The organism is Streptomyces sp. AM 2-1-1 (assembly GCF_029167645.1).
GTDB lineage: Bacteria > Actinomycetota > Actinomycetes > Streptomycetales > Streptomycetaceae > Streptomyces.
Genome location: NZ_CP119147.1, coordinates 3425668 through 3451340, shown reverse-complemented (window position 1 = coordinate 3451340; position 25673 = coordinate 3425668). Strand labels below are relative to the sequence as shown.

22 protein-coding genes and 1 pseudogene are annotated in these 25673 nt (G+C 72.5%); 10 read left to right on the top strand and 13 right to left on the bottom strand.

Translation table 11 applies throughout. The annotated features are described in order from the left end of the window. The first annotated feature begins 4 nt into the window (after positions 1 to 4). From PZB77_RS14835 to PZB77_RS14820, 4 genes are all read left to right on the top strand, one after another. Entirely contained in the window at positions 5 to 961 is a 957-nt protein-coding gene (locus tag PZB77_RS14835) for a pirin family protein (RefSeq protein WP_275493070.1), read from the top strand. 86 nt (positions 962 to 1047) lie between these two features. Further along, complete coding sequence (locus PZB77_RS14830; protein ID WP_275493069.1) at positions 1048 to 2103, top strand: AI-2E family transporter; 1056 nt, start codon at positions 1048 to 1050, stop codon at positions 2101 to 2103. A 117-nt stretch (positions 2104 to 2220) separates the two neighbouring features. Then, positions 2221 to 3438: a hypothetical protein gene (locus PZB77_RS14825; protein WP_343299901.1), complete on the top strand. Its 1218-nt coding sequence runs from the start codon at positions 2221 to 2223 to the stop codon at positions 3436 to 3438. A gap of 68 nt (positions 3439 to 3506) precedes the next feature. Continuing rightward, on the top strand, positions 3507 to 3977 hold the full coding sequence (locus PZB77_RS14820; RefSeq protein ID WP_275493067.1) for a hypothetical protein: 471 nt from the start codon (positions 3507 to 3509) through the stop codon (positions 3975 to 3977). 16 nt (positions 3978 to 3993) lie between these two features. Here PZB77_RS14820 and PZB77_RS14815 read toward each other — a convergent pair whose 3' ends face one another. Then, a complete protein-coding gene (locus PZB77_RS14815) occupies positions 3994 to 6132 on the bottom strand; it encodes a SpoIIE family protein phosphatase (RefSeq protein ID WP_275493066.1) in 2139 nt (712 codons plus the stop codon). Positions 6133 to 6348: 216 nt separating this feature from the next. Here PZB77_RS14815 and aspS point away from each other — a divergent pair, with 216 nt between their 5' ends. Next, positions 6349 to 8166 carry an aspartate--tRNA ligase gene (gene aspS / locus PZB77_RS14810; protein ID WP_275493065.1) on the top strand — a complete coding sequence of 606 codons (1818 nt, stop codon included), beginning with the start codon at positions 6349 to 6351 and terminating at the stop codon, positions 8164 to 8166. 592 nt (positions 8167 to 8758) lie between these two features. After that, positions 8759 to 9643, top strand: coding sequence for a L,D-transpeptidase family protein (locus tag PZB77_RS14805; protein ID WP_275493064.1), 885 nt, complete (start codon positions 8759 to 8761; stop codon positions 9641 to 9643). A 118-nt stretch (positions 9644 to 9761) separates the two neighbouring features. Here the strand turns inward: PZB77_RS14805 and metG are convergent, their stop codons facing one another. Next, a complete protein-coding gene (metG, locus tag PZB77_RS14800) occupies positions 9762 to 11369 on the bottom strand; it encodes a methionine--tRNA ligase (protein WP_275493063.1) in 1608 nt (535 codons plus the stop codon). A gap of 183 nt (positions 11370 to 11552) precedes the next feature. Then, a complete protein-coding gene (locus PZB77_RS14795; RefSeq protein ID WP_275493062.1) occupies positions 11553 to 13301 on the bottom strand; it encodes a VWA domain-containing protein in 1749 nt (582 codons plus the stop codon). A gap of 332 nt (positions 13302 to 13633) precedes the next feature. On the opposite strand from PZB77_RS14795, the gene PZB77_RS14790 reads away from it, so the two are divergent. After that, positions 13634 to 14047: a S4 domain-containing protein gene (locus PZB77_RS14790; RefSeq protein ID WP_275493061.1), complete on the top strand. Its 414-nt coding sequence runs from the start codon at positions 13634 to 13636 to the stop codon at positions 14045 to 14047. Between the two features lie 322 nt (positions 14048 to 14369). Here the strand turns inward: PZB77_RS14790 and PZB77_RS14785 are convergent, their stop codons facing one another. The 4 genes from PZB77_RS14785 to PZB77_RS14770 form a co-directional block, all read right to left on the bottom strand. Then, complete coding sequence (locus PZB77_RS14785) at positions 14370 to 14885, bottom strand: hypothetical protein (protein ID WP_275493060.1); 516 nt, start codon at positions 14883 to 14885, stop codon at positions 14370 to 14372. Between the two features lie 208 nt (positions 14886 to 15093). Then, on the bottom strand, positions 15094 to 17013 hold the full coding sequence (locus PZB77_RS14780; RefSeq protein ID WP_275493059.1) for an FUSC family protein: 1920 nt from the start codon (positions 17011 to 17013) through the stop codon (positions 15094 to 15096). 137 nt (positions 17014 to 17150) lie between these two features. Further along, complete coding sequence (locus PZB77_RS14775; protein WP_275493058.1) at positions 17151 to 17396, bottom strand: DUF2630 family protein; 246 nt, start codon at positions 17394 to 17396, stop codon at positions 17151 to 17153. An 815-nt stretch (positions 17397 to 18211) separates the two neighbouring features. After that, a complete protein-coding gene (locus PZB77_RS14770) occupies positions 18212 to 19075 on the bottom strand; it encodes a hypothetical protein (RefSeq protein WP_275493057.1) in 864 nt (287 codons plus the stop codon). Between the two features lie 120 nt (positions 19076 to 19195). Here PZB77_RS14770 and PZB77_RS14765 point away from each other — a divergent pair. Beyond that, positions 19196 to 19609, top strand: a pseudogene (locus tag PZB77_RS14765) (hypothetical protein); the annotation flags it as partial. Between the two features lie 470 nt (positions 19610 to 20079). Here the strand turns inward: PZB77_RS14765 and PZB77_RS14760 are convergent. From PZB77_RS14760 to PZB77_RS14750, 3 genes are all read right to left on the bottom strand, one after another. Beyond that, the gene (locus PZB77_RS14760) at positions 20080 to 20502 is read right to left on the bottom strand and encodes a universal stress protein (protein ID WP_275493056.1); all 423 of its coding nucleotides are present in this window, start codon (positions 20500 to 20502) and stop codon (positions 20080 to 20082) included. Positions 20503 to 20635: 133 nt separating this feature from the next. Then, the gene (locus PZB77_RS14755; protein ID WP_275493055.1) at positions 20636 to 21310 is read right to left on the bottom strand and encodes an FMN reductase; all 675 of its coding nucleotides are present in this window, start codon (positions 21308 to 21310) and stop codon (positions 20636 to 20638) included. Positions 21311 to 21315: 5 nt separating this feature from the next. After that, positions 21316 to 22404, bottom strand: a complete 1089-nt coding sequence (locus PZB77_RS14750; RefSeq protein ID WP_275493054.1) for an LLM class flavin-dependent oxidoreductase — start codon at positions 22402 to 22404, stop codon at positions 21316 to 21318. A 276-nt stretch (positions 22405 to 22680) separates the two neighbouring features. On the opposite strand from PZB77_RS14750, the gene PZB77_RS14745 reads away from it, so the two are divergent. Next, entirely contained in the window at positions 22681 to 22809 is a 129-nt protein-coding gene (locus tag PZB77_RS14745; protein WP_275493053.1) for a DUF6126 family protein, read from the top strand. Between the two features lie 26 nt (positions 22810 to 22835). Here PZB77_RS14745 and PZB77_RS14740 read toward each other — a convergent pair whose 3' ends face one another. The 3 genes from PZB77_RS14740 to PZB77_RS14730 are packed head-to-tail and all read right to left on the bottom strand — an operon-like array spanning position 22836 to position 24094. Next, on the bottom strand, positions 22836 to 23018 hold the full coding sequence (locus PZB77_RS14740; RefSeq protein ID WP_275493052.1) for a hypothetical protein: 183 nt from the start codon (positions 23016 to 23018) through the stop codon (positions 22836 to 22838). A 9-nt stretch (positions 23019 to 23027) separates the two neighbouring features. Then, the gene (locus PZB77_RS14735; RefSeq protein WP_275493051.1) at positions 23028 to 23258 is read right to left on the bottom strand and encodes an NUDIX domain-containing protein; all 231 of its coding nucleotides are present in this window, start codon (positions 23256 to 23258) and stop codon (positions 23028 to 23030) included. After that, on the bottom strand, positions 23255 to 24094 hold the full coding sequence (locus tag PZB77_RS14730) for a class I SAM-dependent methyltransferase (RefSeq protein ID WP_275493050.1): 840 nt from the start codon (positions 24092 to 24094) through the stop codon (positions 23255 to 23257). Before PZB77_RS14730 ends, PZB77_RS14735 begins: the two co-directional genes overlap by 4 nt. Positions 24095 to 24424: 330 nt before the next feature. Between PZB77_RS14730 and trpS the strand changes: the two genes are divergently transcribed. Further along, positions 24425 to 25633: a tryptophan--tRNA ligase gene (trpS, locus tag PZB77_RS14725; RefSeq protein WP_275493049.1), complete on the top strand. Its 1209-nt coding sequence runs from the start codon at positions 24425 to 24427 to the stop codon at positions 25631 to 25633. Positions 25634 to 25673: the final 40 nt, after the last annotated feature.

The window sequence follows — 25673 nt, the reverse complement described above, 5'->3', positions numbered from 1 at the left end:
TCCCATGCCCGCAGTGACCGTAGAAAACCCGCTGACCCTGCCCAAGGTGGCCGCCTCGGGCGACGCCGTCGCCCGTCCCGTCCTCGCGGTCACCACCGCGCCGACGGGCTTCGAGGGCGAGGGATTCCCGGTGCGACGCGCGTTCGCCGGGATCAACTACAAGCACCTCGACCCGTTCATCATGATGGACCAGATGGGTGAGGTGGAGTACGCGGCCGGTGAGCCCAAGGGAACCCCCTGGCACCCGCACCGCGGCTTCGAGACCGTGACGTACCTGATCGACGGCAGCTTCATCCACCAGGACTCCAACGGTGGCGGCGGCACCATCGAGAACGGCGACACCCAGTGGATGACGGCGGGCTCCGGCCTGCTGCACATCGAGGCCCCGCCGGAGTCGCTGGTCATGTCCGGCGGCCTCTTCCACGGCCTCCAGCTCTGGGTGAACCTGCCCAAGAGCCACAAGATGATGGACCCCCGCTACCAGGACATCCGCGGCGGCCAGGTCCAGCTCCTCGCCTCCCCGGACGGCGGCGCGCTGCTCCGCGTCATCGCCGGTGAGCTCGACGGGCACGAGGGCCCCGGCATCACCCACACCCCCATCACGATGATCCACGCGACCATCCGCCCGGGCGCCGAGGTGACCCTGCCGTGGCGCGAGGACTTCAACGGCCTCGCGTACGTGCTCGCCGGCCGCGGCACCGCGGGCGCCGAGCGGCGCCCCGTCCACCTGGGACAGACGGCCGTCTTCGGCGCCGGTTCCTCGCTGACCGTCCGCGCGGACGAGCAGCAGGACGGGCACACCCCCGACCTGGAGGTCGTCCTCCTCGGCGGGCGCCCCATCCGCGAACCGATGGCGCACTACGGGCCGTTCGTCATGAACAGCCAGGCCGAACTGAAGAAGGCCTTCGAGGACTTCCAGGCCGGCCGTCTCGGCTCCGTCCCGGCGGTCCACGGCATGTGACCGGCGGCGTACGGGTGGCGATCCGTCACCCGTACGCGTCGCGGGCCCGGACGCCGTATCCGCCCGCCCCGTGATCGGGTGGTGGAGTGCCGAACCAGAAACCCCTCCTGCCCGACGCCGCCCGGCGGACGGCCGCCTGGTGCGGTGTCCTGCTGCTCGTCACCGGGGTCGCCGCCGTCGTCGTCTGGCTGTCCGTCTACCTCAAGACCGCCGTCACCCCCGTCCTGCTCGCCCTGCTCGGTACGGCGCTGCTCGGCCCGGTCCACCGCTGGCTGACCGCCCGCCACGTGCAGCGCTCCCTCTCCGCCGGCCTGACCTGCGCCCTGTTGGTCGCGGTCGTCGGCGGTGCCGGGTACATCGTCGTCACCGCGCTCATCGACAACGGCGGTCACATCGTCTCCTCGCTCAAGGACGCCGGCCAGTGGGTGATCGACCACTTCGACCTGGGCGACCGGGCGTCCGTGGACAACCTCGCCGGCAACGCCAGGACCCTCGTCGAGAAGTTCGGCGCCACCGCGGCCGGCGGTGTCATCACCGGCCTGAGCCTGATCGGCACCCTGGCCGCGACCGCCGTCCTCGCGCTGCTCCTCACCTTCTTCTTCCTGCGCGACTCCGACCGGGCCGTACGGCTCGCCCACTCCCTCGCGCCGCGCGGTGCGGGCGACCTCGTCGAGGCGATGGGGCGCCGGGCCTTCGGGGCGGTCGAGGGCTTCATGCGCGGCACCACCTTCATCGCGCTGATCGACGCCCTCTGCATCACCGTCGGACTGCTGATCGTGGGGGTGCCCGGCGCCGTCGGGCTGGGCGCGCTGGTCTTCGTCGGCGCCTACATCCCCTACCTGGGGGCCTTCCTCTCCGGCGCGGTGGCCGTCCTGGTGGCACTCGCCGACCGGGGGTTCGTCATCGCCCTCTGGGTACTCGGCATCGTCGTCGCGGTCCAGCTGCTGGAGGGCCACGTGCTCCAGCCGATGATCCAGAGCCGCACCGTGCGGCTGCACCCGGCCGTCATCCTGATCGTGCTGACCGCCGGCGCGAGCGTCGCCGGCATCCTCGGCATGCTGCTCGCCGTCCCGCTCAGCGCGGCGGCCTTCGGCGTGATCGAGGAGCTGCGGGCCCGGAACGCGGCTCCCGACACCCCGTGAGGGTGGCTCCTCGGCGCGTACGGCGGGCCGCGCGGGCGGAGCGGCCCGCTGCACGTACGCTCCCCGCGCGCGGTCCACCCACGGACCCGCGGGGAGGGGACTTCGTCCGTGGCGGTAATGGATCTCATCGACCTGGCCGGCCCCTGGGGCCGCGTCCTCAGCGGCACGCCGCTCAACCACGAGAAGCACACCCGGGCGCCCCAGTCGATGGCCGTCGACCCGGTGACCCACGACCTCTTCGTCGTGCAGATCCGCGACGCCCCGGCCAACGGCAACCTCTGCGTCTACCGCATGGACCGCGCCACCGGCAGGGCGCTCGACCACATGCACTGCGACGGCTTCGGCCACGGCTACCAGATCGGTGCCCAGCACATCGGCGGCACGACCTACCTCTGGACCGAGGTCGGCCCGCTGTTCGAGCAGTTCGGTACGCGCGTCGCCCGGTTCCCCTACCTCCCGGGAGAGACGGTCACCCTGGGCTCGTCCGTGCTGTCGGAGCCCTTCACCCCGGCACCGGGGGCCCGGTTCGTCGCGCCCAACGTGGACCCGGTCCTGCTGCGCCTCACCGTCCGGTACCTGACCGCGCGGGGGTACCTCTTCAGCCAGTACCCGATCGACCCCTACACCGGTGACGTCACCTGGATCCCGCTGCGCACGGTCGCGCACCCCGCGGCCGCACGGGTGCCGCGCCTGGCCGACACCTTCCAGGGCTTCGCCTCGCTCGGCGACCACCTCTACCTGTACACCGGCAACCCGGACGTGGACGACACCCACATCACCGCCCTCTCCTGGACCGACGGCTCCGTGGTCGCCGGGCCCCGGCTCATGACCGCCGTGCCGGGGCTGGAGCGCCGGGAGCCCGAAGGGCTGTGCATCGAGCCGGCGGGCGGGGAGGCGCGGCTCCTCTTCGGGTTCAGCGGCAGCCACACCACACCGCGCGAGGTCACCATCTGCTTCCTCTCCACGGAGGCGCCCGTGCAGGGGGTGAAGGTGCTGGCCGACTGGACCGCGCTCACCCCCGCCCCGGGGATCACCCCGCGGGACGGCACCGGGCGCCCGCGCGGACGCCTGGTGGACATCGCCGGGACCACCTCGCTCCAACTGCGCGGCGTCCTCGGGGGGACCCTCACCCGGGACACCCGGATCGCGCTGCTCCCGCCTGCCCTGACACCGAGCCGCACCGTCCGGGCCGAGGTTCCCCGCGACGGCCTGGCCGGCCGCTGCGTGTGCCGGATGGACGCCACGCCCGACGGCGGACTCACGGTGTACGGGGCGACCCCGGACCACCCGGTCGAACGGGTCGACCTGAACGGCTTCTCGGTCGCCTGGCGCTGACGAGACCCCCACGACCTCCGCGCTCCACCTCCCCTTTCCCCCGCCCCCACGTCACCCGAGGACCCCTCATGCCGCTGAGCACCCCCAGTCGTCGTGCCCTGCTGACCGCGGCCGTCACCGCCCCCGCGGCGGCCGTCGGCGCACCCCTGCTCGCCGCCCCCGCCGGCGCTGCCACCCCCGTCCGGGGCGTCGGCGTCAATCTGGTCCACCCCTGGGCGCCGCTCGTGCTGGCCCCGGACGTCACCGCCTCCGCCGAGGTCCCGGCCGCCCGCGTCGTCAGGATCGCCGGCACGGACTTCCTCCAGCTGCGCGGCGGCGTCGTCTGCGCCCTCACCGCGGAGGCCGCGCTGGGCGCGGTCCCCGCCACCCTCGCGGTGCCGAAGACCTCCCGGGGGGTGTGCCCGCGCAACAACAAGGCCGGCGTCAACGCCTGCGTGGTCGAGATCAGCACCTCGGGCCGCGTCACCGTGCTCGGCGCGACGGCGGCCAACGCCATCACCTGGGTCACCCTGGACAGTTTCTCGGTCGTACTGGCCTGAGCGCGGCGCGGTCCGGTCAGATCCGCTCGAACGGGAGCGGGGGCGACGTGAGCTCCTCGGGCTCGGCGGACTCGTACAGCTCGAACCAGATCGACTTGCCCGCTCCGCGCGGGTCGACCCCCCAGGTGTCCGCCAGCATCTCCATCAGGACCAGCCCGCGTCCGCTGGAGGCCATCTCGCCCGGACGGCGCTTGTGCGGGAGCTCATCGCTGCCGTCCGCGACCTCGACCCGCAGCCGCCGCTCGCCGTGCTCGCCGGTCACCTCGGCCACCATCAGCGCGTCGCCGTCCGTGTGCACCAGCACGTTGGTGGCCATCTCCGAGAGCATCAGCACGGCGGAGTCGACCTGCTCGTCGTCGGCCCAGTCGTGCAGCAGCTCGCGCAGCAGCTGCCGGGCGACGGCGATCCGCTCCGGCTCGGCCTGCGCGATGGTCACCGCGGCACGGCGCGGCGGGGACTTCGCCTCGGTGGCGGGGGTGTCTCGGCGGATTACCAGCAGCGCGATGTCGTCCTCGTGGCGCTCCGGGAGGGGGCCCGTCGTGTAGTGCGAGGTGGGTCCGTGGACCGTCTCCAGGAGCGCCTCGGCGAGGGTCTCCGGATCGGCTCCGGGCGTCTCCAGAATGGGGCGCAGCCGCTCCCAGCCGGTCGCGAGGTCGTGTCCGCCGGTCTCGATGAGCCCGTCGGTGCAGAGCATCATCGTCTCGCCGGGTTCCAGCACCACCTGGGTCGTCGGGTAGTCGGCGTCGGTCTCGATGCCCAGCGGCAGTCCGCCCTGCGTCTGCCGGATGACGGCGGTGCCGTCGGCGCTGATCACCACGGGGTCGGGGTGGCCGGCGCGGGCGATGTCGAGGGTGCCGTTGGCCGGGTCGGCCTCGGCGTAGAGGCAGGTCGCGAAGCGCGGGGCGCTGGATTCGTCGCCGTCGCCGTCGTACTCGTACGCCTTGGTCAGCCCGGCCAGGAAGCGGGAGGCGCGGGCGAGCACCGCGTCCGGGCGGTGGCCCTCGGAGGCGTAGGCGCGCAGGGCGATGCGGAGCTGGCCCATCAGCCCGGCCGCGCGCACGTCGTGGCCCTGCACGTCGCCGATGACGAGCGCGACCCGGCCGTTGGGCAGCGCGATCATGTCGTACCAGTCGCCGCCGACCTGGAGGCCTCCGCCGGTGGGGATGTAGCGGGCCGCCACGGTGATGCCGGGGACGCGCATGCCCAGCGAGGGCATCATTGCCCGCTGGAGCCCAAGGGAGAGCTCCCGCTCGGACTCCGCCGCCCCGGCGCGGTCGAGGGCCTGGGCGAGCATCCTCGCCACGGTGGTGAGCACGGCCCGCTCGTCCGGGGAGAAGCTCACGGCCTCGCGGAACCCGGCCATCCAGGCGCCCATGGTCCGTCCGGAGACGACCAGGGGCAGGAAGGCCCAGGACCGCCGGCCGAAGTTGCGGGCGAGTGGCCAGGTGAGCGGGAAGCGCCGGGCGTACTCCTCCGGTGACGACAGGTAGATCGACCGGCCGGTGCGGGCGACCTCCGCCGCGGGGTAGGCGGTCTGGAGCGGCATGTCGGCGAAGGGCTCCTCGTCGCCGTCGCCGTGGCCGTGATGGCCCACGACGGTCAGCCGGTCCCCCTCGATGCCGAAGACCGCCAGCCCGTCCGGCGAGAAGCCGGGCATGGAGAGCGAACCGGCGACCCGCAGGACCTCCTCCGTGGACCGGGCCTCGACCAGTGCCCGCCCCGCGTCCAGCAGGAACGCCTCGCGGGAGCGCCGCCAGTCGCCGGTGACGGGCGTCTGTGCGGACGAGACGCCGGGGATGGGCTCCGCGACCTCCTGGAGCGTGCCCCAGAGGACGAACTCGTCGGTGGCCGCGCCCGTGGGCTTGTAGGGCCGGGCCCGTGCCCGCACGGTACGGAGCACCCTGCCGTCCTCGTCGACGATCCGGAGCCGGGATTCCGCCAGGGTGTCCTCGGAGACCGCCAGGGTGACGACCGAGCGGACCTCGTTCCAGTCGGCCGGGTGGTAGCGGGCGCGTACGACGGACTCCCGGTAGATCCCGCTCCCGGGCATGTCGAGGAGACGGGCGGCCTCCGCGTCGAGCAGGACCGTCCCGTCCGCGGTGTCCCAGCGCCACAGCCCCGTTTCGATGGCCGCCAGGATGTCCTCGGTACGCATTGCCCCACTTTAGGAAGATGCGTTCCGCCTACGCCACCGTGGGGACCGCCGCCCGCCGGGGCGGACCGGACCCGGGGAGCGCCCTCACCGGGCACGCGGCGGCAGTCAGGGCCTCCGGATGACCTCGAAGTGGTCGGGGCAACGAGGAGGCCGGGTTCCGGGCGGTAGCCTGGGGTGGCTCACAGACCCCCAACCGCGAAGACTGGATGAACGACGATGCATCGGTACAGGTCCCACACCTGCGGCGAGCTCCGCGCCTCTGACGTCGGCACCGACGTCCGGCTGAGCGGCTGGCTGCACAATCGCCGAGACCTGGGCGGCATCCTCTTCATCGATCTCCGCGACCACTACGGCCTGGTCCAGCTCGTCGCCCGCCCCGGCACCCCGGGGAACGAGGCGCTCTCGAAGCTGACCAAGGAGACCGTCGTCCGGATCGACGGCAAGGTCTCCGCGCGCGGCACCGAGAACGTGAACCCGGAGCTCCCGACCGGTGAGATCGAGATCGAGGTCACCGCGGTCGAGGTGCTCGGCGAGGCGGCCCCGCTGCCCTTCACGATCAACACCGAGGACGGGGTGAACGAGGAGCGCCGTCTGGAGTACCGCTTCCTCGACCTGCGCCGCGAGCGCATGCACCGCAACATCATGCTGCGCTCGGCCGTGATCGCCGCCATCCGCTCGAAGATGGTGGCTCTCGGCTTCAACGAGATGGCGACCCCGATCCTCACCGCGACCTCCCCCGAGGGCGCCCGTGACTTCGTCGTGCCGTCGCGTCTCAACCCGGGCAAGTTCTACGCGCTGCCGCAGGCCCCCCAGCAGTTCAAGCAGCTGCTGATGATCTCCGGCTTCGACCGCTACTTCCAGATCGCGCCCTGCTTCCGCGACGAGGACGCCCGCGCCGACCGCTCGCCGGGCGAGTTCTACCAGCTCGACGTCGAGATGTCCTTCGTCGAGCAGGAAGACGTCTTCCAGCCGATCGAGAAGCTGATGACCGAGCTCTTCACCGAGTTCGGCAACGGCCGCGAGGTCACCTCCCCGTTCCCGCGCATCCCGTTCCGCGAGTCGATGCTGAAGTACGGCAACGACAAGCCCGACCTGCGGGCCAAGCTGGAGCTCGTCGACATCTCGGACGTCTTCGCCGACTCCGGGTTCAAGGCGTTCGCCGGGAAGCACGTGCGCGCGCTCCCCGTCCCGGACACCGCCGGACAGTCCCGCAAGTTCTTCGACGGCCTCGGTGAGTACGCCGTCGAGCACGGCGCCAAGGGCCTCGCCTGGGTGCGCGTGGGTGAGGACGGCACGCTGGCCGGTCCGATCGCCAAGTTCCTCACCGAGACGGACGTCAAGACGCTCACCGAGCGCCTCTCGCTCGTTCCCGGCCACGCGATCTTCTTCGGCGCCGGAGAGTTCGACGAGGTCTCCAAGATCATGTCGGCCGTCCGCGTCGAGGCCGCCAAGCGCTCCGGCCACTTCGAGGAGGGCGTCTTCCGGTTCTGCTGGATCGTCGACTTCCCGATGTACGAGAAGGACGAGGAGACCGGCAAGATCGACTTCTCGCACAACCCCTTCTCGATGCCCCAGGGCGGCCTGGAGGACCTGGAGACGAAGGACCCGCTGGACATCCTGGCCTGGCAGTACGACATCGTCTGCAACGGCATCGAGCTGTCCTCCGGCGCGATCCGCAACCACGAGCCCGAGCTGATGCTCAGGGCCTTCGAGATCGCCGGTTACGACCGCGAGACCGTCGAGCAGGAGTTCGCGGGCATGCTGCGCGCCTTCCGCCTCGGTGCCCCGCCGCACGGCGGCATCGCCCCGGGCGTGGACCGCATCGTGATGCTGCTCGCCGACGAGCCGAACATCCGCGAGACGATCGCCTTCCCGCTCAACGGCAACGCCCAGGACCTGATGATGGGCGCCCCGACCGTGCTGGACGAGGCGCGTCTGCGCGAGCTCAACATCCAGCTCCGCAAGCCCGTCGCCACGTCGAAGGGCGAGGCTGCCAAGGCCGAGTCCTCCGCCGCGGAGAAGACGGAGAAGTAAGGGCGCCACGGCGCCCCCGAGGGCCGGTGCGGCTGCGGTTCCGGCTCGGGTCGCGTGGCGGGCGCCTCCGCCCGCGCCGCGCGGGGGCGTAGCCGCTCGGGCGGTACCGCACCCGGCGGAGCCGCTCGGGCGGTACCCCCGGCGGAGCAGCTCGGGCGGTACCGCGCCCGGCGGAGCAGCTCGCAAGGGCACCGCGTCGGCCGCTCGGGGCCCCGGCTCCGTACGTTTCACGTGAAACAGCCCCCGATCCGCCGATCGGGGGCTGTTGCGTCGTTACGGGGTGCCGGTGAAGCTCGCCGGACGGGACGCCGTGCCGCCGGCGGCCGACCGGCGGGCGGGTGTACCGCCGGATGGCCCCCGCCCGGATTCGGGAGCGGCGGAGGCGGCGAAGAGTGGCTCCTGAGAGGAAGTCAGTCAGAACCACTCAGGAGCCCGCCCCGTGTCCGTCTCCCACCGTCCGCGCGTCTCCCTCCCGCCGTCCGTCTCCTCCCACCGGCGCCTCGTCCGGGGCCCGGGCGCTCTCCGGCGCCGGGGTGGCGTCTCCGCCGCGACCGCCCCATCCGCTGGTCGTTGCCGACCGCACCTGCTCGTCGTGCCCCTCCTCGCGCCCTTTCTCGCTCTCTTCCTGGTGCTCACCGGCTGCGGCGCACCCGCCTCCTCCGGGCCCGTGCCGAAGGGAGCGGAGGTGGCCGGGTCGGACGGTGAAGGCGGCCAGGGCTCCGTCGGTGTCCTCGCCCGGTCCGCCGCGCCCGCCGCTCCTCCCGCTCCCTCCGCCCCGGCCGCCGCCCGGCCCGTCGTTCCCGGGTCGCCGGCCCCGTCCGCCCCGTCCGCCCCGTCCGCCCCGTCCGCCCCGTCCGCCCTGTCCGTTCCTTCCGTGCTCCCGACGGCGATCCCGGGGCTGGGGCCGGAGACCCTGGCGGAGATCCCGGCCGACACCCGGCAGGCGTTCGTCGTGACCGGCCGGAACGCGGACTCCAACGAGTCCACCGCCGTCCTGTACGTCCGCGAAGCCCCGGACCGGGGCTGGACACCCGCCACCGAGCCGTGGGCCGCCCACAACGGCATGGAGGGGTGGACCGCCGAGCACTCCACCGGCGATCTCCGGTCCCCGGTGGGCGTCTTCGGCCTCACCGACGCGGGCGGCAGACTGCCCGATCCCGGCAGCCGGCTCCCGTACGACGAGGAGGAGTACTTCGCGGTGGAGGGCGACGGGTTCTTCGGCGAACCCCTGGAGGGCTCCTTCGACTACGTCGTGGCCATCAACTACAACCGCGTCGAAGGCGTCAGCCCGATCGACCACGAGCGGCCGCTCGGCGAGGACCGGGGCGGCGGCATCTGGATCCACGTGGACCACGGCGGCCCGACCCAGGGGTGTGTCTCCGTCTCGGAGGAGCGGATGAAGGAGTTGCTGCGCACGCTCGACCCGGCGAAGAAGCCGGTCGTCGTGATGGGCGACAAGGCCTCGCTGGCGCGCTGACGGCCCCTGCGGACCTGCTGCCGCGAGGGCGGGTACGCCGGAAGGGCGGGGCCACGGGGGTCCCGCCCTTCCGGGTCGGTCCGCGGACTCCGGCCGGGGCCGGTCCGCGGGCGTACGACTACGCGGCCGGCTTCTCCTCCAGGCGCGGGAAGAGCACCGCGCCCTTGGTGACCGTGACGCCGGCGGGCAGCCGGCCCCAGGTGCCCGCGTCCTGAACGCGCTGGTCGGCGAGGGCGCCCAGCGAGGGCTCGGCACCGAGCGACTCCCACAGCTTCTGCGAGGTCTCCGGCATCACCGGGTTCAGCAGCACCGCGACACCCCGCAGCGCCTCGGACGCCGTGTACAGGATCGTCGCGAGACGGGCCTGCCCCTCGGGCGAGCCGTCCTTGGCCACCTTCCACGGCTCCTGCTCCGTGATGTAGCCGTTGACCTGCTTCACGAAGTCGAAGATGGCCAGGATGCCGGCCTGGAAGTCGAGCTCCTCGCCGATCTTCAGGTCCGCTGCGGCGACCGCCTTCGCCAGACCGTCCTGGACCGCCTGCTCGGCGTCCCCCGCGGCGGTGGCCCCGGGCAGCGTGCCGCCGAAGTACTTGCCGATCATCGCGGCGACGCGGGAGGCGAGGTTGCCGTAGTCGTTGGCCAGCTCGGAGGTGTAGCGCGCCGAGAAGTCCTCCCACGAGAAGGAGCCGTCGCTGCCGAAGGCGATGGCGCGCAGGAAGTACCAGCGGTAGGCGTCCACACCGAAGTGCGAGGTGAGGTCCTGCGGCTTGATGCCGGTCAGGTTCGACTTCGACATCTTCTCGCCGCCGACCATCAGCCAGCCGTTGGCCGCGATCCGGCCCGGCAGCGGGAGGCCCTGGGCCATCAGCATGGCGGGCCAGATCACCGCGTGGAAGCGGAGGATGTCCTTGCCGACCAGGTGGACGTCGGCCGGGAAGGTCCCGTCGAACTTCTCCTGGTTGGCGCCGTAACCGACCGCCGTCGCGTAGTTGAGCAGCGCGTCGACCCACACGTAGATGACGTGCTTCTCGTCCCACGGCACCGGGACGCCCCAGTCGAAGGTCGAGCGGGAGATCGAAAGGTCCTGGAGTCCCTGCTTGACGAAGTTGACGACCTCGTTGCGGGCGGACTCCGGCTGGATGAAGCCGGGGTTGGCCTCGTAGAACTCCAGCAGCTTCGGGCCGTACGCGCTCAGCTTGAAGAAGTAGTTCTCCTCCTTGAGGATCTCCACCGGCTTCTTGTGGATCGGGCACAGGGGCGTGCCGTCCTCGGCCTGGATGAGGTCCCCCGGGAGCTTGTACTCCTCGCAGCCCACGCAGTACGGGCCTTCGTACCCACCCTTGTAGATCTCGTCCTTGTCGTACAGGTCCTGGACGAACTCCTGCACCCGGTCGGTGTGGCGCTTCTCCGTGGTGCGGATGAAGTCGTCGTTCGCGATGTCGAGGTGCTCCCAGAGGGGCTTCCACGCCTCTTCGACGAGCTTGTCGCACCAGGCCTGCGGGGTGACGCCGTGCTGATCGGCCGTGCGCATGATCTTCTGACCGTGCTCGTCCGTGCCGGTGAGGTACCACACCTTCTCGCCGCGCTGGCGGTGCCAGCGCGTGAGCACGTCGCCTGCGACGGTCGTGTAGGCGTGGCCCAGGTGAGGAGCGTCGTTGACGTAGTAAATGGGGGTGGAGACGTAGAACGACGTCTCTCCCTGCTTCTCGGATCCAGTGGCCGCCATGGTCAAAATCCTAACGGTCCGCAGGAGGTTCCCCCGACTCCTGGTACCTCGCTCCCGCCCGGAACCCGCGCCGGTGACCGCCCCCGGGTCCGGGACGCGGACGGCGGGCCCGGTGACCCGGGCCCGCCGTGACGTGCGGTGGAGCGGTGGAGCGATGGAGCGCGGTGCGCGACGGTACGGAGGTCAGCCCGCCGAGCCGCCGGAGCGGCCCGCGATCCAGGCGGGCAGTCCGGTGAGGATCTCGCGGTAGAACGTGGCGTCCGGGATCGAGGCCGGCGCGGGGCCCGCGTGGAAGAAGCCGGCGTGGTCGGCGTCCAGCTTCCGCAGGAAGTCGAAGCCCTTGGCGTCGGGGTCGCCGAACGCGACGAACTGGAAGTAGAGCGGCAGCCGGGCGGCCTCGGTCAGCGCCTGCTTGGCCGCGACCTTGGCGTCCGGCGGGCCGTCCGTCTGGAAGACGACCAGCGCGGGGCCGGTGGCGCCGGACTTCTCGTAGTGGGCGACGACCTCTTCGACGGCACGGTGGTAGTGGGTCCGCCCGAGGCGGCCCAGTCCGGCGTGCAGCCCGTCGATACGGCCCTCGTGGCTGTCGAGCCCGAGGGTGCCGGTGCCGTCGACGTCGGTGGAGAAGAAGACCACGGAGACCGAGGCGTTCTCGTCCAGGTGCGCGGCGAGGGCCAGCGTGCGGTCACCGAGGTGCTGGGCGCTGCCGTCCTTGTAGTAAGGCCGCATGGAGCCGGAGCGGTCGAGCACCAGGTAGACGGAGGCCCGCAGCCCGGTCAGTCCCTGCGCCTTGAGGGCGGCCTGCGCGGACTTGTACGGGGCGACCAGGCCGGGGGCGCGGGACTTCACGCGGGCGAGCGAGGTGGCGGGCCTGGCCGTGGTGGCGGCGGCCGGGGCGGCTGCGATTCGCGGGGAGGACACCGGTGCCGGGACGGCCTCGGGGCCCGGGGCGGCTGCGGCTTCCGGGGACGCCTGCTCCGGGGCGGGCGTCCCGGCCGCCTCCGCCGCCTCCTCGGAACCCTCCGCAGCCTCCGCAGGCTCTTCGGAACCCTCCGCAGTCCCATCGGAGGGTTCGTAATCGATGATGATCGCGTCGAGGGCCGCCTCGGTGGCCTGCGCGGCGGCGTCGGCCTTCGGAGCGGTCCCGGGCTCGGCGGCTCCGGCCGCAGCGGTGTCCGGGGCCCCGGTGGTCTCCGGCTGCGAATCCGCGTCGCCTTCCGGCGCCTGCGGGGTGACGGTCGGTGCCGGGGCGGGTGCCGGTTCGGTCTCGGGCTCGGGCTCCGGGTCCAGGTCGATCGTGATGGCGGCCGCGAGGACCTCCGGCTCGACGACCGCGGGCTCCTCGGCCTTCGCCGGCGCGGGGGTCTCCTCGGCCGCAGGGGTCTCCTCGGCCGCGGGGTTCTTTTCGGCCTCGGTGGTCTCCGCGAGCGCGGTGGTCTCCGTGGCCTCGCGGCTCCCGGGCTTCTCCGCCCCGTCGACCGGCTCCGTCCCGATGACCGGTTCCGCTTCCGCTTCGGCGACCGGCTCCGCAGGGGCTTCGGAGGCCGCAGGGGCCTCGGGGGTGGGCGCGGGCTTCACCTCGGAGGCGGCCTTGGGACCGGTGTTCTGGGCCGGCACCGTCGGGTGCGGGGCGGCGGTGGGCTGGTCGAAGGCGGCGGCCACCAGCGCGGCGGCGGTTCCCTTGTCCGGCTCGGCCGGCCCGCCGGAGTCGCCCGTACCTGCGTCCGCCGAATGGCGGGAGGCGGAGGAGAGGGGGGAAGCGGCGGGCGCGGGAACGGTCACCTTCGGCTCGGCGGCGGACGTGCTCTCCGGCACTGCTTCCGATTCCGGTTCCGTCGATCGCGCGCGCTCACCCTGGGGCGGAACGGTGGCCGTGGTCGGCTCGTCCTGCTCCCGGCCGAACACCTTGCGCAGCAAGCTCCGAATGCCCATGGGCGAGGCCTTTCGCATGAGTTGGGTGCGAGAAATGTCCGACCGGTGGAAAATCATCCCTGGCCAGGACGGATACGTAAGGTTAGCGGCCGGATCAGGCCGTTCGGCGGTCCGGCCCGCACGCGGGTGAACCGACGCGCAACCGTTTCCTTTGCGAGAACCCAAGAGTTCGGCGGTCAGCGGGACTTCGCCGGGCGGGGGTGGGCGTGTATCTCAACACCCGGACGGACGTACCCCGTCACGGTGTGCGCACGGTTGACGTCTGCCGGGTGTCCGGGTGACCGGTCAGGCGACGGTGTCCCCGCGACCGGCTCCCCCGTTACAGTCGGAGAATGGTTTCCGGTGAGGCTCCGCAGGCGGCAGGCAGCGTCCGGGTCGATGTGTGGATCTGGTCGGTCCGGTTGACGAAGACCCGGGCGCAGGCGGCAGCCGCCTGCCGTGCTGGCCACGTCAAGGTCGCCGGGGAACGCGCCAAGCCCGCCCAAGCCGTGCGCGTGGGTGACGAGGTGCGTCTGAGGCACGAGGGCCGGGACCGGATCGTCACCGTGTCCAAGATCGTGAAGAAGCGTGTCGGCGCACCGGTCGCCGTGGAGTGCTTCGTCGACACCAGCCCGCCACCGCCCCCGCGCGACGTGGCTCTCCAGGTGCCGGTCCGCGACCGGGGCGCCGGGCGCCCCACCAAGCGGGACCGGCGCGAGATGGAGCGGCTCCAGGGCGGGCGGGACGCCGGTCCCGGCCGTACCTGACTTTTCCGTCGAGCCGGTGTGGCCGATGCGGTACCTCGTGGGCTTTCCACGGCTCGTACCCCCGGCGGCGAGGATCCTGGTGCCCGCACCGGATTCTCGCTCGTCGCTGCGGTGCGTCCTTTCTCGTGGATGCGGGTCGACCCGCATGACGTCCCGCGCACGTGCCGGGGACGGCCGACGGGGACTGCCGAGCCGTGCTCGGGGACGTCCTGACGAACGCCCGTCATCGGTGGATGACGGGCGTCGGGGTCGCGGGTGGTGTGCGGGGGAGTTGCGCCGGGGCGCGGCTGCGGCCCGCTCGTCCCCCCCCCGGAGCCGGGAGTTACGCCGTGCGGACCTTCGCGAGGGCCCGCAGGGTGAGTTCGACAGCCCAATCGATGGCCTCGTCCGAGGTGAGGGGGCAGTTGACGACGTACTGGTGGCCCGCCCGCACATCGCGGAACTGGATGTGGTCCGGGTCGACGTCCGCCACGTCCTCCCGGGTCAGGCGCAGGGTGAGGCCGCTGTTGGCGGGCTTCACATAGGCGACAGCGCCGAAGCGGCGCGGGCCGTCGTCGCGGACCATCAGGTAGTCGGTGTGCCCGTCCTTCGTCCGCGCGGACTGGCCGGTGACGATCTCGACGCCTGTACGCCCGAGCTTCTCGAAGTACTTCCTCACTCGGGCTTTGCCCGCGTCGGTCCGTCCCCGCTGGTCGATGAAGGCCTGGACCGAGGCCTCGTCCATGCCACCGCTCGCGGCCAGGACGTCGGCGGTCTCGGCGACATCGCCCTCGGCAGCCTGGTCGGTGAGACGCAGGAACTCCGCGATCTCTGCGGGCGTGCCTTCCAGAATGCGCATGACGGCCCCTCCCCGCGACGTGACACTCACGTTGCGATAGGTACAGTACGCGACTCCCGCGTGAGTGGATGACCGTGCATGCGAAAGCGTTCGACTCACGCATGAGTGTTTGTATTTCAGGCAGTCTTCTGCCGTGCGTGGGGCGGCGCGGACACTCCCGCGCTCATCGACTCCTCTGCTCACTCTCTGTGTTTCACGTGAAACGCCGTCATGGCTGCGGGGATGCGATGGCCCGGGCGGCCGCGACCTCCTGGCAGAGCGGACGGAGCACGCTCTCCTCGTCGCCGGAGAGGTCGGCCCGTACGCCCACCAGGGTCTCGCTGGAGCGGATTCCTTCGGCCAGCTCCCGCAACTGTCCCTCGATCATGATGGCTTCGCCGGGTTCCGGCGGAGGAGCTCCGTAGTTCAGCCGTACCCGGGCCGCTGTCGCCGCGTCGACGATGCGCTCGACCGCGACGACCAACGGCCACCACGCCGCCGCCCGGGCACCCACGGGCGGCGGCTCGGTCAGGGCGCGCTGGAATTCGGACCGCACGGCCGACAGGTCGCGGTACAGGCGCCGGCGGGCGCGGACCCGCTCGGCCCGGTCGTGCGCGCTGGTCAAGTCGAAGGCGTAGGCGACGTAATCAGCGGTGTCCTCCACCGCGTCCGCGAGCCGGGCGCCGACGCGGGTGTGCCAGCTCTCCGGCCAGAGCAGGTAGCCGGCCACCAGCACGATCGCGCAGCCGAGGAGGCTGTCGATGAGGCGTGGCTGCACCAGGTCCAGTCCCTGGTGGTTGAGGAGGTCGGAGAGGAGCAGGATCGGCGGGGTGATGGCCGCGGTCTGGAACGCGTACCCCTTCGCCGTCAGCGCCGGGATGAGCGCGGCGAGGACCACCATCACCGGGACGAACCACCAGCCGGTCGGGACCTCCGCCAGTACGGGAGCGGCGACGACCAGTCCGGCGGCGGTGCCCACGGCCCGCAGCACGGCCCGGGAGAACACCGAACCGTAGTCCGGCTTGAGGACGAAGGTGACGGTGAGCGCCACCCAGTAGGAGCGGTCCACCGGGATGAGCGAGGTGAGCGCCTGGGCCAGCCCGATGCAGAGGGCGAGGCGCAGTCCGTAGCGCCAGGACGCCTCGGAGAGCAGGACGGAGCGCAGGGAGCGCCGCACGCGGACGCGCAGGGCGGCGGGGCGGCCGAGCCGGTCGTCCACGTTGTAGGGATCGGGCTCGGCCCGGTGGACGACGGTCGCCGTGTGGCGGAGCGCGCTGTCCACCGCCTGGGTGGCGGGGGAGTCGGGCGGTGGCAGGTCGGGGACGGTGCGGCCGGTGCGGCCCTGTTCGATGTCCTCGGCCAGCGCGCGTACCGCTGCCGGGACGGCCGGGGGCAGCGGCCGGCCCTCCCCGTGCACGGCAGGTGCCGCCTCGACGAGGGGGATCACGACGTTGAGCTGGGAGAGCATCCGCACCATGGCGGGACTGCGGCCGTGGTAGCGGGCGCGGCGGGCAAGGACCAGGTCGTAGGAGGTGTTGAGGCTCTCGGTGACGTCCTGGCGGTGCATCTCGTACGCGGGGGTTCCGGCAGCGCGGAGGAGGGCGGCGACCGCCCGGTAGGTGCGGGCGACCGCAGCGCGTTCGGGGAGCCGGCGGCGGAACGGCCAGGAGAGCAGGGCGAGCGCCAGCACCACCAGACCGCCGAGCGCCAGCAGCAGCGGGGCGACCCACCAGGGGTCGGGCATCGGGAGTCCGGCGCCTACGACGGAGTTGAGCAGGAGCAGCAGGCCCGACACGGAGGCGACGGCGCCGATCGTCGACATCATCCCGGAGACCAGGGCGATGACGGTCAGTACGCCCACAGCGGCCCAGCCGGTGCCGTACACCAGCGATCCGAGGGCGACGCCGACCGCACCGAAGAGTTGGGGGACGGCGATATTGAAGATGCGCATCCGGTAGGCGTCGGCGGTGTCGCCGATGACACCGGAGAGCGCCCCCATGGAGACGAGCGCCCCGTAGGCGGGTCGGTCGAGGGCGAAGCCGACGGCGAGCGGGGCGGCCATGGCGAGGGATGCGCGCAGCACGGCAGCCCAGGGGACCGGGTTGGACTGCGGGCGGAGTCCGTTCAGCAGCCAGGGCGGCGGTGTCACGCGTCGCTTTGCGGGGTCGGCGCCGGCCGTGGCCACTGCTCACTCTCCTGTCGGGTCCGCCCGGCGTGCGGACCGGACCGTGTCGTGCGGTGGGTGCGGTTCGGCGGGTGCCGGGTGCCGGGCGGCGGGAGTGCCGCTCAGTTCTGGTACCCCTCCACCTCGTCGGCCGGTCGTACTCGGGCCTCCGAGGGGTCCTCGCCGTACTCGCTCAGCGCGCGTCGCTGCCGCAACAGGTCCCAGCACTGATCGAGTTGGACCTCCACCGTACGCAACCGGGCCTTCTCCTCGCCGGAAAGCCCTGAGGTGCCGGTGGACCGGTCGCGCAGGGACCGTTCCTCGGCGACGAGTTCGTCGATGTTCGCGAGGATGTCGTGGTCGGTCATGGGGTGCCTCTCGTCGGCATGAGCGGGGCGGGCGGGCACGGCGGGCGTCGGGGCGGGGCCGGTGTGGCGCGGAGTCAGAGGACGGAGACCGTCCTGTCCCGGGCGCCGCCCGCGCGGTTCTGCGCGAGCGACTGTGAGGTCTCCGGGGGTGGGGGCAACTCGACGTCGAGGTCCCGGCGGCCGCCTTGAGGGACAGCCGGGTCGGGACCGGGGCGATCACCGATCCGTGGTGCACCGGGGACGTACTCGCCGTAGGGCCCCGGCCGGGTGGTGGACCGGAGACCCGGCCGAACACCGCGTCGCCCACCCGGAACGGGGTGGGGCCGTGGTGGGTCTCGTCCACCCGCCGGCGAAGTCCACCCCGAGAACCCGTGGGAGACCGCCGGGCCCTGGCCCGCACTCGGCCCGCTGGTGCCGGGACGCACGGGAAGCATCGTTCTCCGGGCCGTTGGCCCGCTGCCGGTGGGAGGGGTCGAGCGCGGCGTACGCGATCCGTGCCCGCACCTCGCCCGGCGCGGGGTCGGGGACGGGGAGTCCGACGAGCGTGGGGTGCCCGCGGGGCGAGGTGACGGCGATGGCCCGCATGCGGCACCTCCCGGTCGCCCCCGGCGTTCACGCTCCCACTCTGGCGCGGCCCGTTCCGTGCCGCACGTCGGAGCCGGCCCGGCCGGTGCGCGCCCCGACGGCGTGGCGGACGGTCCGAGCGCCGCACGGAAGGTGCCGGACGACGGGGCACGACCACGTCCGCACGACCACGTCCGCACGACCACCTCCGCGCGGGCGTGTGCCGTGGACGGGTCGGCCGTCCCCGCTCGTCACCCCGCCCGGCGAGCGGTCAGGAGGTGGCGGCCCACCACCCCTACCACCAGCAGCGCGGCGCCCACCCCGAGGACCCACCAGACCGTGGTGCGCAGCGAGGCGGTCAGCGCCTCGGTGACGGCCGACGCCCCGTCCCGGTCGGTGGCCGGCACCGCGTCCCGTACCTGCGAGCGGCCGACGGCGATCAGCACCCGCAGCACGAGCGCGCCCAGGACGAGTCCGGCGCCCACGACCGCTGCGGCGAGGAGACCGGCTCGTCCACCGCCCCGGACCGTCGCGAGCCCCACCACCAGGACGAGGAGGACCAGGGTTCCCACGGCCGGCCAGACGCTGGCGTACCGGAGCCGGCCGAACCCCTCGCGGACGTGGTCGGCCCGCTCCCCGCTGAGGACGGTGAGTTCGGTGCGCTCGACGGGGATCTGGTCGGCGAACGGCACCCCGCTCTTCTCCAGCTCCTTCTTCACCTGCTCGATCACGGGTGCCAGGTCGATGGTCACCGCCTCACCGGAGTCCCCGTCGAGTGCGGCCGTGATCGAGGTGTGAGCGGTGCGGTTCGCCGCGTCCCACGCCGTGCGGAACGCGTCCGTGGTCGTGAACGACAGGACGCCCTGGTGGAGGAAGTCCCGCATGGTGTCCTGGAGCGCGCCGAGGTCGATCCGTCTCATCGCCTCGTCGGTGACGAGATCGGCGACGGTCTCCCGCACGGCGGGGTCCGAGGAGAGCGGGGAGACGGTGGCCACGTACCGGTCGGTGTCGTCGATCTCCAGATCGACCCAGGCGGAGAGCGCGCTCAGCGGTACCAGGACGGCGAGCAGGACGAGCAGCACGGCCGACAGGGTGACTGAGAGAGAGGTCCGCATCCCCCCAGGGAATCCCGGGGTGCGGTGAGGCGCGCCGAGCCGTCGTCCATTCGAGTTGCCGGGTGGCGCGGCCGGGTGTGATCTGGAGGAAAGAGGGGGCGACGGAAGGAGTTCTCCACCATGGCCACCCACGCAGCCATGCCCGCCCGGCAACGGCCCCGGGAGGCGCGGGCCCGGACGCCGGTCCGCCATCGGCACACCGCGATGGCATGGGCGGTGCCCCTGCTGCTCGGTGTGATCTACGGCTTCTACGCGGTGTTCATCCGGCGGGACGGCGGCCCGGTCACGGGCGGCCAAGTGGCGCTCGGCTTCGCCGCCGGTGTCGGCTTCGCCGCGCTCTGCTTCGCTCTGGCCCGGTTCGAGTACGCGGTTCCGCGCGGGGTGCGCGCGATGGCCTACGGGGCGCTGACGGCGTCCTCGATCGGGTTCCTCGTGAGTCTGACCGACACCAGCGTGCTGCGCTCGACCATTCTCGGCCTGGCCGTCGGTGTCCCGGTGGCGCTCGGCACCTTCTACTTCTTCTACGCACGGGAGGACTGGCCCGAGGACCGGACCACCGACCAGAACACCGGCACCGTCTACCGCGCCACCGACCGGAACGCCCACCGCATCACCGAAGGGCCCGTCCTCGGCGGCGGCGGCGCGGGAGAGCGACCGGCCACCGGGGTGAGCGTGACCGGTGACCGGGGTGAGCACGACCGGTGACCAGGACGGCGCACGCCGCCGGTGACGGACGTCTGCGGCGCAGGCCGTCCGAGAGGACGTCTCTCATGCGGCGAGTCGGTGGGAGCGGCTGACAGACAACCGGAGGACGGGACACCACCCTCACCCTGCTCGGCTCGCCGAGGCCCCGGTGTGCGGCCGGCCCGGGTCGGCCGGCCGCGGCGGCGGGTGGGTCCACGTCCTCCCCGACGTCGCGACGCACATGATCACCGCCGGCACCTCACGATCCCCGTACTGCCCCCGGACCGCCGCTGCGCTGCCGCGGCGTGGTGCCGAACCGCTCAGTCGCGCACGACCGTGACCGGGCAGGGGGAGTTCTGGGTGACGTGGAGGCTGACCGAGCCGAGCAGGGTCGCCTTGATGCCGCTGTAGCCGCGTGCGCCGACCACCAGCAGGCTGGCGCCCTGGGCCCGGTCGATGAGGCTCTGGGCCGGGTTGCCGATCACCACGATCTTGCTGATCGTGGCGGCGGTCTCCGCGCCGAGGGCCTCTTCGAGCGCCTCGGTGAGGGACACCTGTGCCAAGGCCTGGGGGTCGAAATCCTCCGGCAGGCCCGGCATCATCGACGCCCAGCTGGTGGCGGGGTACTCCCAGCTGTTGACGGCTTCCACGGTGTCGCCGGTCAGCTCGCCCTGGCGCACCGCCCAGTGCAGGGCCTTGATCGACGATGCCGAGCCGTCCACCCCTACGACGATCCTGCCCATGTTCTGCCTCCCGATCGTTCCTGCTCGATGCCGCTGTCCGGTCCACTCTAAGCAGACCGGACATTCGGGATGTAAGGGCCGGGTGGCCCCTTGCGCGTGTCCGTCGGACCTGGCCTCGGCCGGTCCGCCGGGATCAGTCGAGCCGCAGGTCGGCGAGTTGCTGGGCGAACGGCACGATGGCGTCGAGCCCGTCGTCGAGGCCCAGCGACCGGGAGGCGCCGGAGACCGTCCGTCCCAGCACGGCGGAGGCGAGTTCGCCGCCGGCCCGCCGGATGCGGGAGGGCAGGCCGTCGGTGTACTCGTCGCCGGACGAACCCCAGTCCTCCGACGCCGCGTAGACGGACGTCGGTACGGTCACGGCCCGCAGGTAGGCGAAGAGCGGGCGCATGGCGTGTTCCAGGACCAGGGAGTGCCGGGCCGAACCGCCGGTCGCGGCGATCACGACCGGCTTCCCGGTCAGCGCGGTGTTCTCGATCAGGTCGAAGAAGGACTTGAAGAGCCCGCTGAACGAGGCGCTGAAGACCGGGGTCACCGCGATCAGCCCGTCCGCCTCGGCCACCGCGTCGACGGCTTCCCGAAGGTCGGCCGGCGGGAAGCCGGTGACGAGGTTCTTCGCGATGTCGACGGCCAGGTCGCGCAGCTCGATCACGCGGACCTCGACCGGCCGGTCCTGACCGGTCTCCAGTTGCTCGCGGGCGGCCGACGCCAGCCGGTCGGCCAGCATCCGGGTGGACGACGGCCGGCTCAGTCCGGCCGACACGGCGACGATCCGGAGCGGTGCGGTGGTGGGGCCGAGGGGCGTGGTCATGACGGTCAGACCTCCTTGGAGGCGTTGCGGGCGGCGGTGACGGCCGGGTGGACCGGGGCGTCGGGGACGCCGGCGGGCCGCAGGGACGCGAACTCCTTGCGGAGCACCGGGACGACTTCCTCACCGAGGATGTCGAGCTGTTCCAGGACCGTCTTGAGCGGGAGACCCGCGTGGTCCATCAGGAACAGCTGGCGCTGGTAGTCGCCGACGGTGTCGCGGAACGACAGGGTGCGCTCGATGACCTCCTGCGGGGAGCCGACGGTCAGCGGCGTCTCGCGGGTGAAGTCCTCCAGCGTCGGGCCGTGGCCGTAGACCGGGGCGTTGTCGAAGTAGGGGCGGAACTGCTTGACGGCGTCCTGCGAGTTCTTGGCCATGAACACCTGGCCGCCGAGTCCGACGATGGCCTGGTCGGCGGTGCCGTGGCCGTAGTGCGCGTACCGCTGCCGGTAGAGGTCGACCATCTTCTTGGTGTGGGACATCGGCCAGAAGATGTTGTTGTGGAAGAAGCCGTCGCCGTAGTACGCGGCCTGCTCGGCGATCTCCGGCGAGCGGATCGAGCCGTGCCAGACGAACGGCGGTACGCCGTCGAGCGGGCGCGGGGTGGCGGTGAAGGACCGGAGCGGAGTGCGGAACTTCCCCTCCCAGTCCACCACGTCCTCCCGCCACAGCTTGTGCAGCAGGGCGTAGTTCTCGATGGCGAGCGGGATCCCCTGGCGGATGTCCTTGCCGAACCACGGGTAGACCGGGCCGGTGTTGCCGCGGCCCATCATCAGGTCGACGCGGCCGTCCGCGAGGTGCTGGAGGGTGGCGTAGTCCTCGGCGATCTTGACCGGGTCGTTGGTCGTGATCAGCGTGGTCGAGGTCGAGAGGATGAGCTTCTCGGTGCGGGCGGCGATGTAGGCGAGCGTCGTGGTCGGCGACGACGGGACGAAGGGGGGGTTGTGGTGCTCACCGGTCGCGAAGACGTCCAGACCGACTTCCTCGGCCTTCTGCGCGATGGCGAGGGTGGCCTTGATCCGCTCGTTCTCGGACGGAGTCCGGCCGGTCGTCGGATCGGTGGTGACGTCCCCGACGGTGAAGATCCCGAACTGCATGACGCCCGCCTCCTGTGCTGTGGCCGCTTCAATGTTGTTGAAGCTTGAACTAACTGGACTCACCCTACAACGGAGACCCCCCACCGCCTATTCCGCCCCGGAACGACCGGGCACGGGGTGGGCTCAGGAGACGGGGCGGCCGGGACCGTCCGGCCCTCCGGCCGGGGCCCGTCGAGTGCGTACGCTGGGGCGGGAACGGGGCGGAGACACCTCGGGGCGCGGTGTCCGGCGGCGTGCGAGGGCGTCCGGTCCGGCGAAGAACGAGGGAGAGCGGCCGTGAGCGAGAGCGAGAAGTGGAAGGAGCGCAACGTCGCGTTGCGCGTCTTCGTCTACGTCTTCGCCACCCACGCCTTCGCCGGCTTCGTCTACCTGCTGTTCTACGTGGGGGGACGCGCGCACGAGTAGGGAGCCGTCCGCCGGGATGGGCTCCGTCAGCCGGGCAGGCCCCCGATCGGGGCGCGGCCGTCCACCGCGGCGGGGGAGAGCTCTGTGTCCGCCGGACCGGCGGACGGCAGCCGGCGGACCTCGGCGGTGGAGCCACCGGTCTCGCGGACGGTGAGCTGCCCCCGAGCCGGCTCCACCGCGTGGAAGAGCGCGACGAGGCTCCGGTGCACCCCGAGCCGCTACGCCGTGTACGTCCGCGCGTCCAGGAGCCGGGAGCTGAGCAGTTCGGGCCCGGTCCCCTCGTACAGCTCACGGGCGAGGGCCGCCTGCGGCTGCTCTCCGGCGTCGATGCCGCCACCGGGCAGGTGCCAGAGGCCGGGGACGAAGACCGGGGACGCCTCGGAGAGACGGGTGAGCAGCATCCGCTCTCCGGAACGGGCGAGCGCGTACGCCGAGATCCGTGACCTCACCTCACCTCGTGCACCGGCGGTTCCGCCCCCGCCATGGCTCCCCCCGGGGCCTCTCCCCTTCGCCCGCCCCGCTCCTGTGGTGCGCCGTCTCGGCGACGGGCGACAGCGAGGCTGACCACATAGACCTCGTTGATCACCCGGTCGGGGAAAGCCCTGGTCAAGAGGGAGCGCTCGGCGGTGGCGAAGTCGTCCGTCGCCTCCCGGCCGAGCACACGGAAGTCGGAGTAGCTCGTGAGGTTGGCCAGATGCGTGTCGAGGGGGACGCTCCGCGACCACGTGAGCCGGCGGTGGGCGAAGTCGAGCCCAGCCGGAAGCCGGCGGAACCGGGCCGCGGGGTCGGGCGGGCCGTCGGCGGCGCCGAAGAGCTGGCGCATACGTGTGTCCTGGGCGGCGATCCAGGGGACGGTGCTGTCCGAGTCGTTCCACCAGAGGGCGAGCGCGCCGCCGGGGCGCAGGACGCGCAGAGCCTCCGGGACGGAGGCGCGTGGGTCGGTCCAGTGCCAGGACTGGGCGTAGGTGAGGAGGTCGCGGGACGCGGAGGCCAGGGGAAGGTGGTCGCCGTCCCCCCTCACCAGCGGGATGCCGGGCAGGCGGAGGCGGAACTCCGCGGCCATCCCGGCGCCGGGCTCCACCGCGACGACCCGGGCGCCCCGTTCCCCCAGCAACCCGGTCGCCAGCCCGGTACCGGCCCCGACATCGGCGACGTCCGCACCCGCGAGGGGCCGACCGCTCAACTCCTCGACCGCGTCCAGCAGCGCCCCGGGGTAGGAGGGGCGGCTCGCGGCGTACTGTGCGGCGGCGAGGTCGAACGAGCGCGCCTGTGACGTCCTGTTCATACGACCATGGTCGAAGCGCCGGACGGCCCGGCGCCACCGGTTTTCGGTGGCGCCGGGCCGCTCCGGAGGCCGCAATTCCCTTCCGGCGAGCGGATGGGTGCGCGGTACACTCGCTTCATGACCTCCGTACTGTGCCGGAACTGGTGGCGCTCCTCCTAGGAGCGGCACCCCTTCCGCACGGAACCAGGGCCGTTCGACACGGACGGCCCTTTCTCGTTCCCGCACACGGGCGTACGGCGTGCAGAGCGCGTACGCGTACGGCAGGGACGCGGATCAGCTCCCCCGGCGGGGCCGTCCTCCACGCAGCCGTACCTCGCGAGGAGAGATCCCATGACCACGACACCGCCGACCCCCACCTCCCCGACCCCCACCTCCCGGGCCACGACCGCGACGAGCCCGCGCCCGCGGGCCGGGACCTCGCAGGTCGCCGCCCCGCACACCGCGCCCACGCCGGACGCGGGGTCCGCCCCGGCCGCGGGACCGTCCCCGCTCTCCGGTGCTGCGGTGTCCGCCGCGCGCCGGCGCAGCGCCGAGCTGGAGCGGGAGATCGCCGCGGAGCCCGGCCGCTTCCGGGTGATGACCGGGGACCGGCCGACCGGTCCTCTCCATCTCGGCCACTACTTCGGCACCCTCCACAACCGGGTCCGGCTCCAGGACCTGGGGGTGGAGGTCTTCGTCCTGATCCCCGACTACCAGGCGCTGACCGACCGGGACGTGGTCGACCGGCTCGCCGAGACGATGGAAGGGCTGCTCCTCGACCACCTCGCCCTCGGGATCGACCCGTCACGCTCGACGATCTTCAACCACAGCGCCGTCCCCGCCCTGAACCAGCTGCTGCTGCCCTTCCTCAGCCTGGTCTCGGTGGCCGAACTGGGCCGCAACCCCACCGTCAAGGACGAGATCGCCCACTCCCGCCAGGCGGCCGTCAGCGGTCTGATGTACACCTACCCGGTTCATCAGGCCGCCGACATCCTCTTCTGCAAGGGCAACCTGGTCCCGGTCGGCCAGGATCAGCTGCCGCACCTGGAACTCACCCGGACCATCGCCCGGCGCTTCGCCGAGCGGTACGGGCCGGTCTTCCCGCAGCCCGAGGCCCTGCTCTCCGCCGCCCCGCTCCTGCTGGGCACCGACGGCGGCAAGATGAGCAAGAGCCGCGGCAACGCCATCGCCCTCGGTGCCTCCGCCGACGAGACCGCCCGGCTGATCAGGGGTGCGACGACCGACGGTGACCGGCACATCTCCTACGACCCCGAGAACCGGCCCGGCGTCTCCAACCTGGTGCTGCTCGCCGCGCTCTGCCAGGAGCGTGACCCGTACGAGGTCGCCGGGGAGATCGGTGACGGCGGGGCGGCCGTGCTCAAGCGGACCGTGACGGAGGCGGTCAACACCCGGCTCGCCCCCCTCCGGGCCCGGCGCGCGGAGTTCGCGCGGGACCTCGGGTACGTACGGTCGGTGCTGCGCGCGGGGAACGCGCGCGCGAACGAGATCGCCGAACGCACCCTGGACGAGGTCCGGGATGCCATGGGGACGCTGCGGTAGGGCGGCCGCGGGCACGGTGAGGACACGGTCCGTCCGCGGT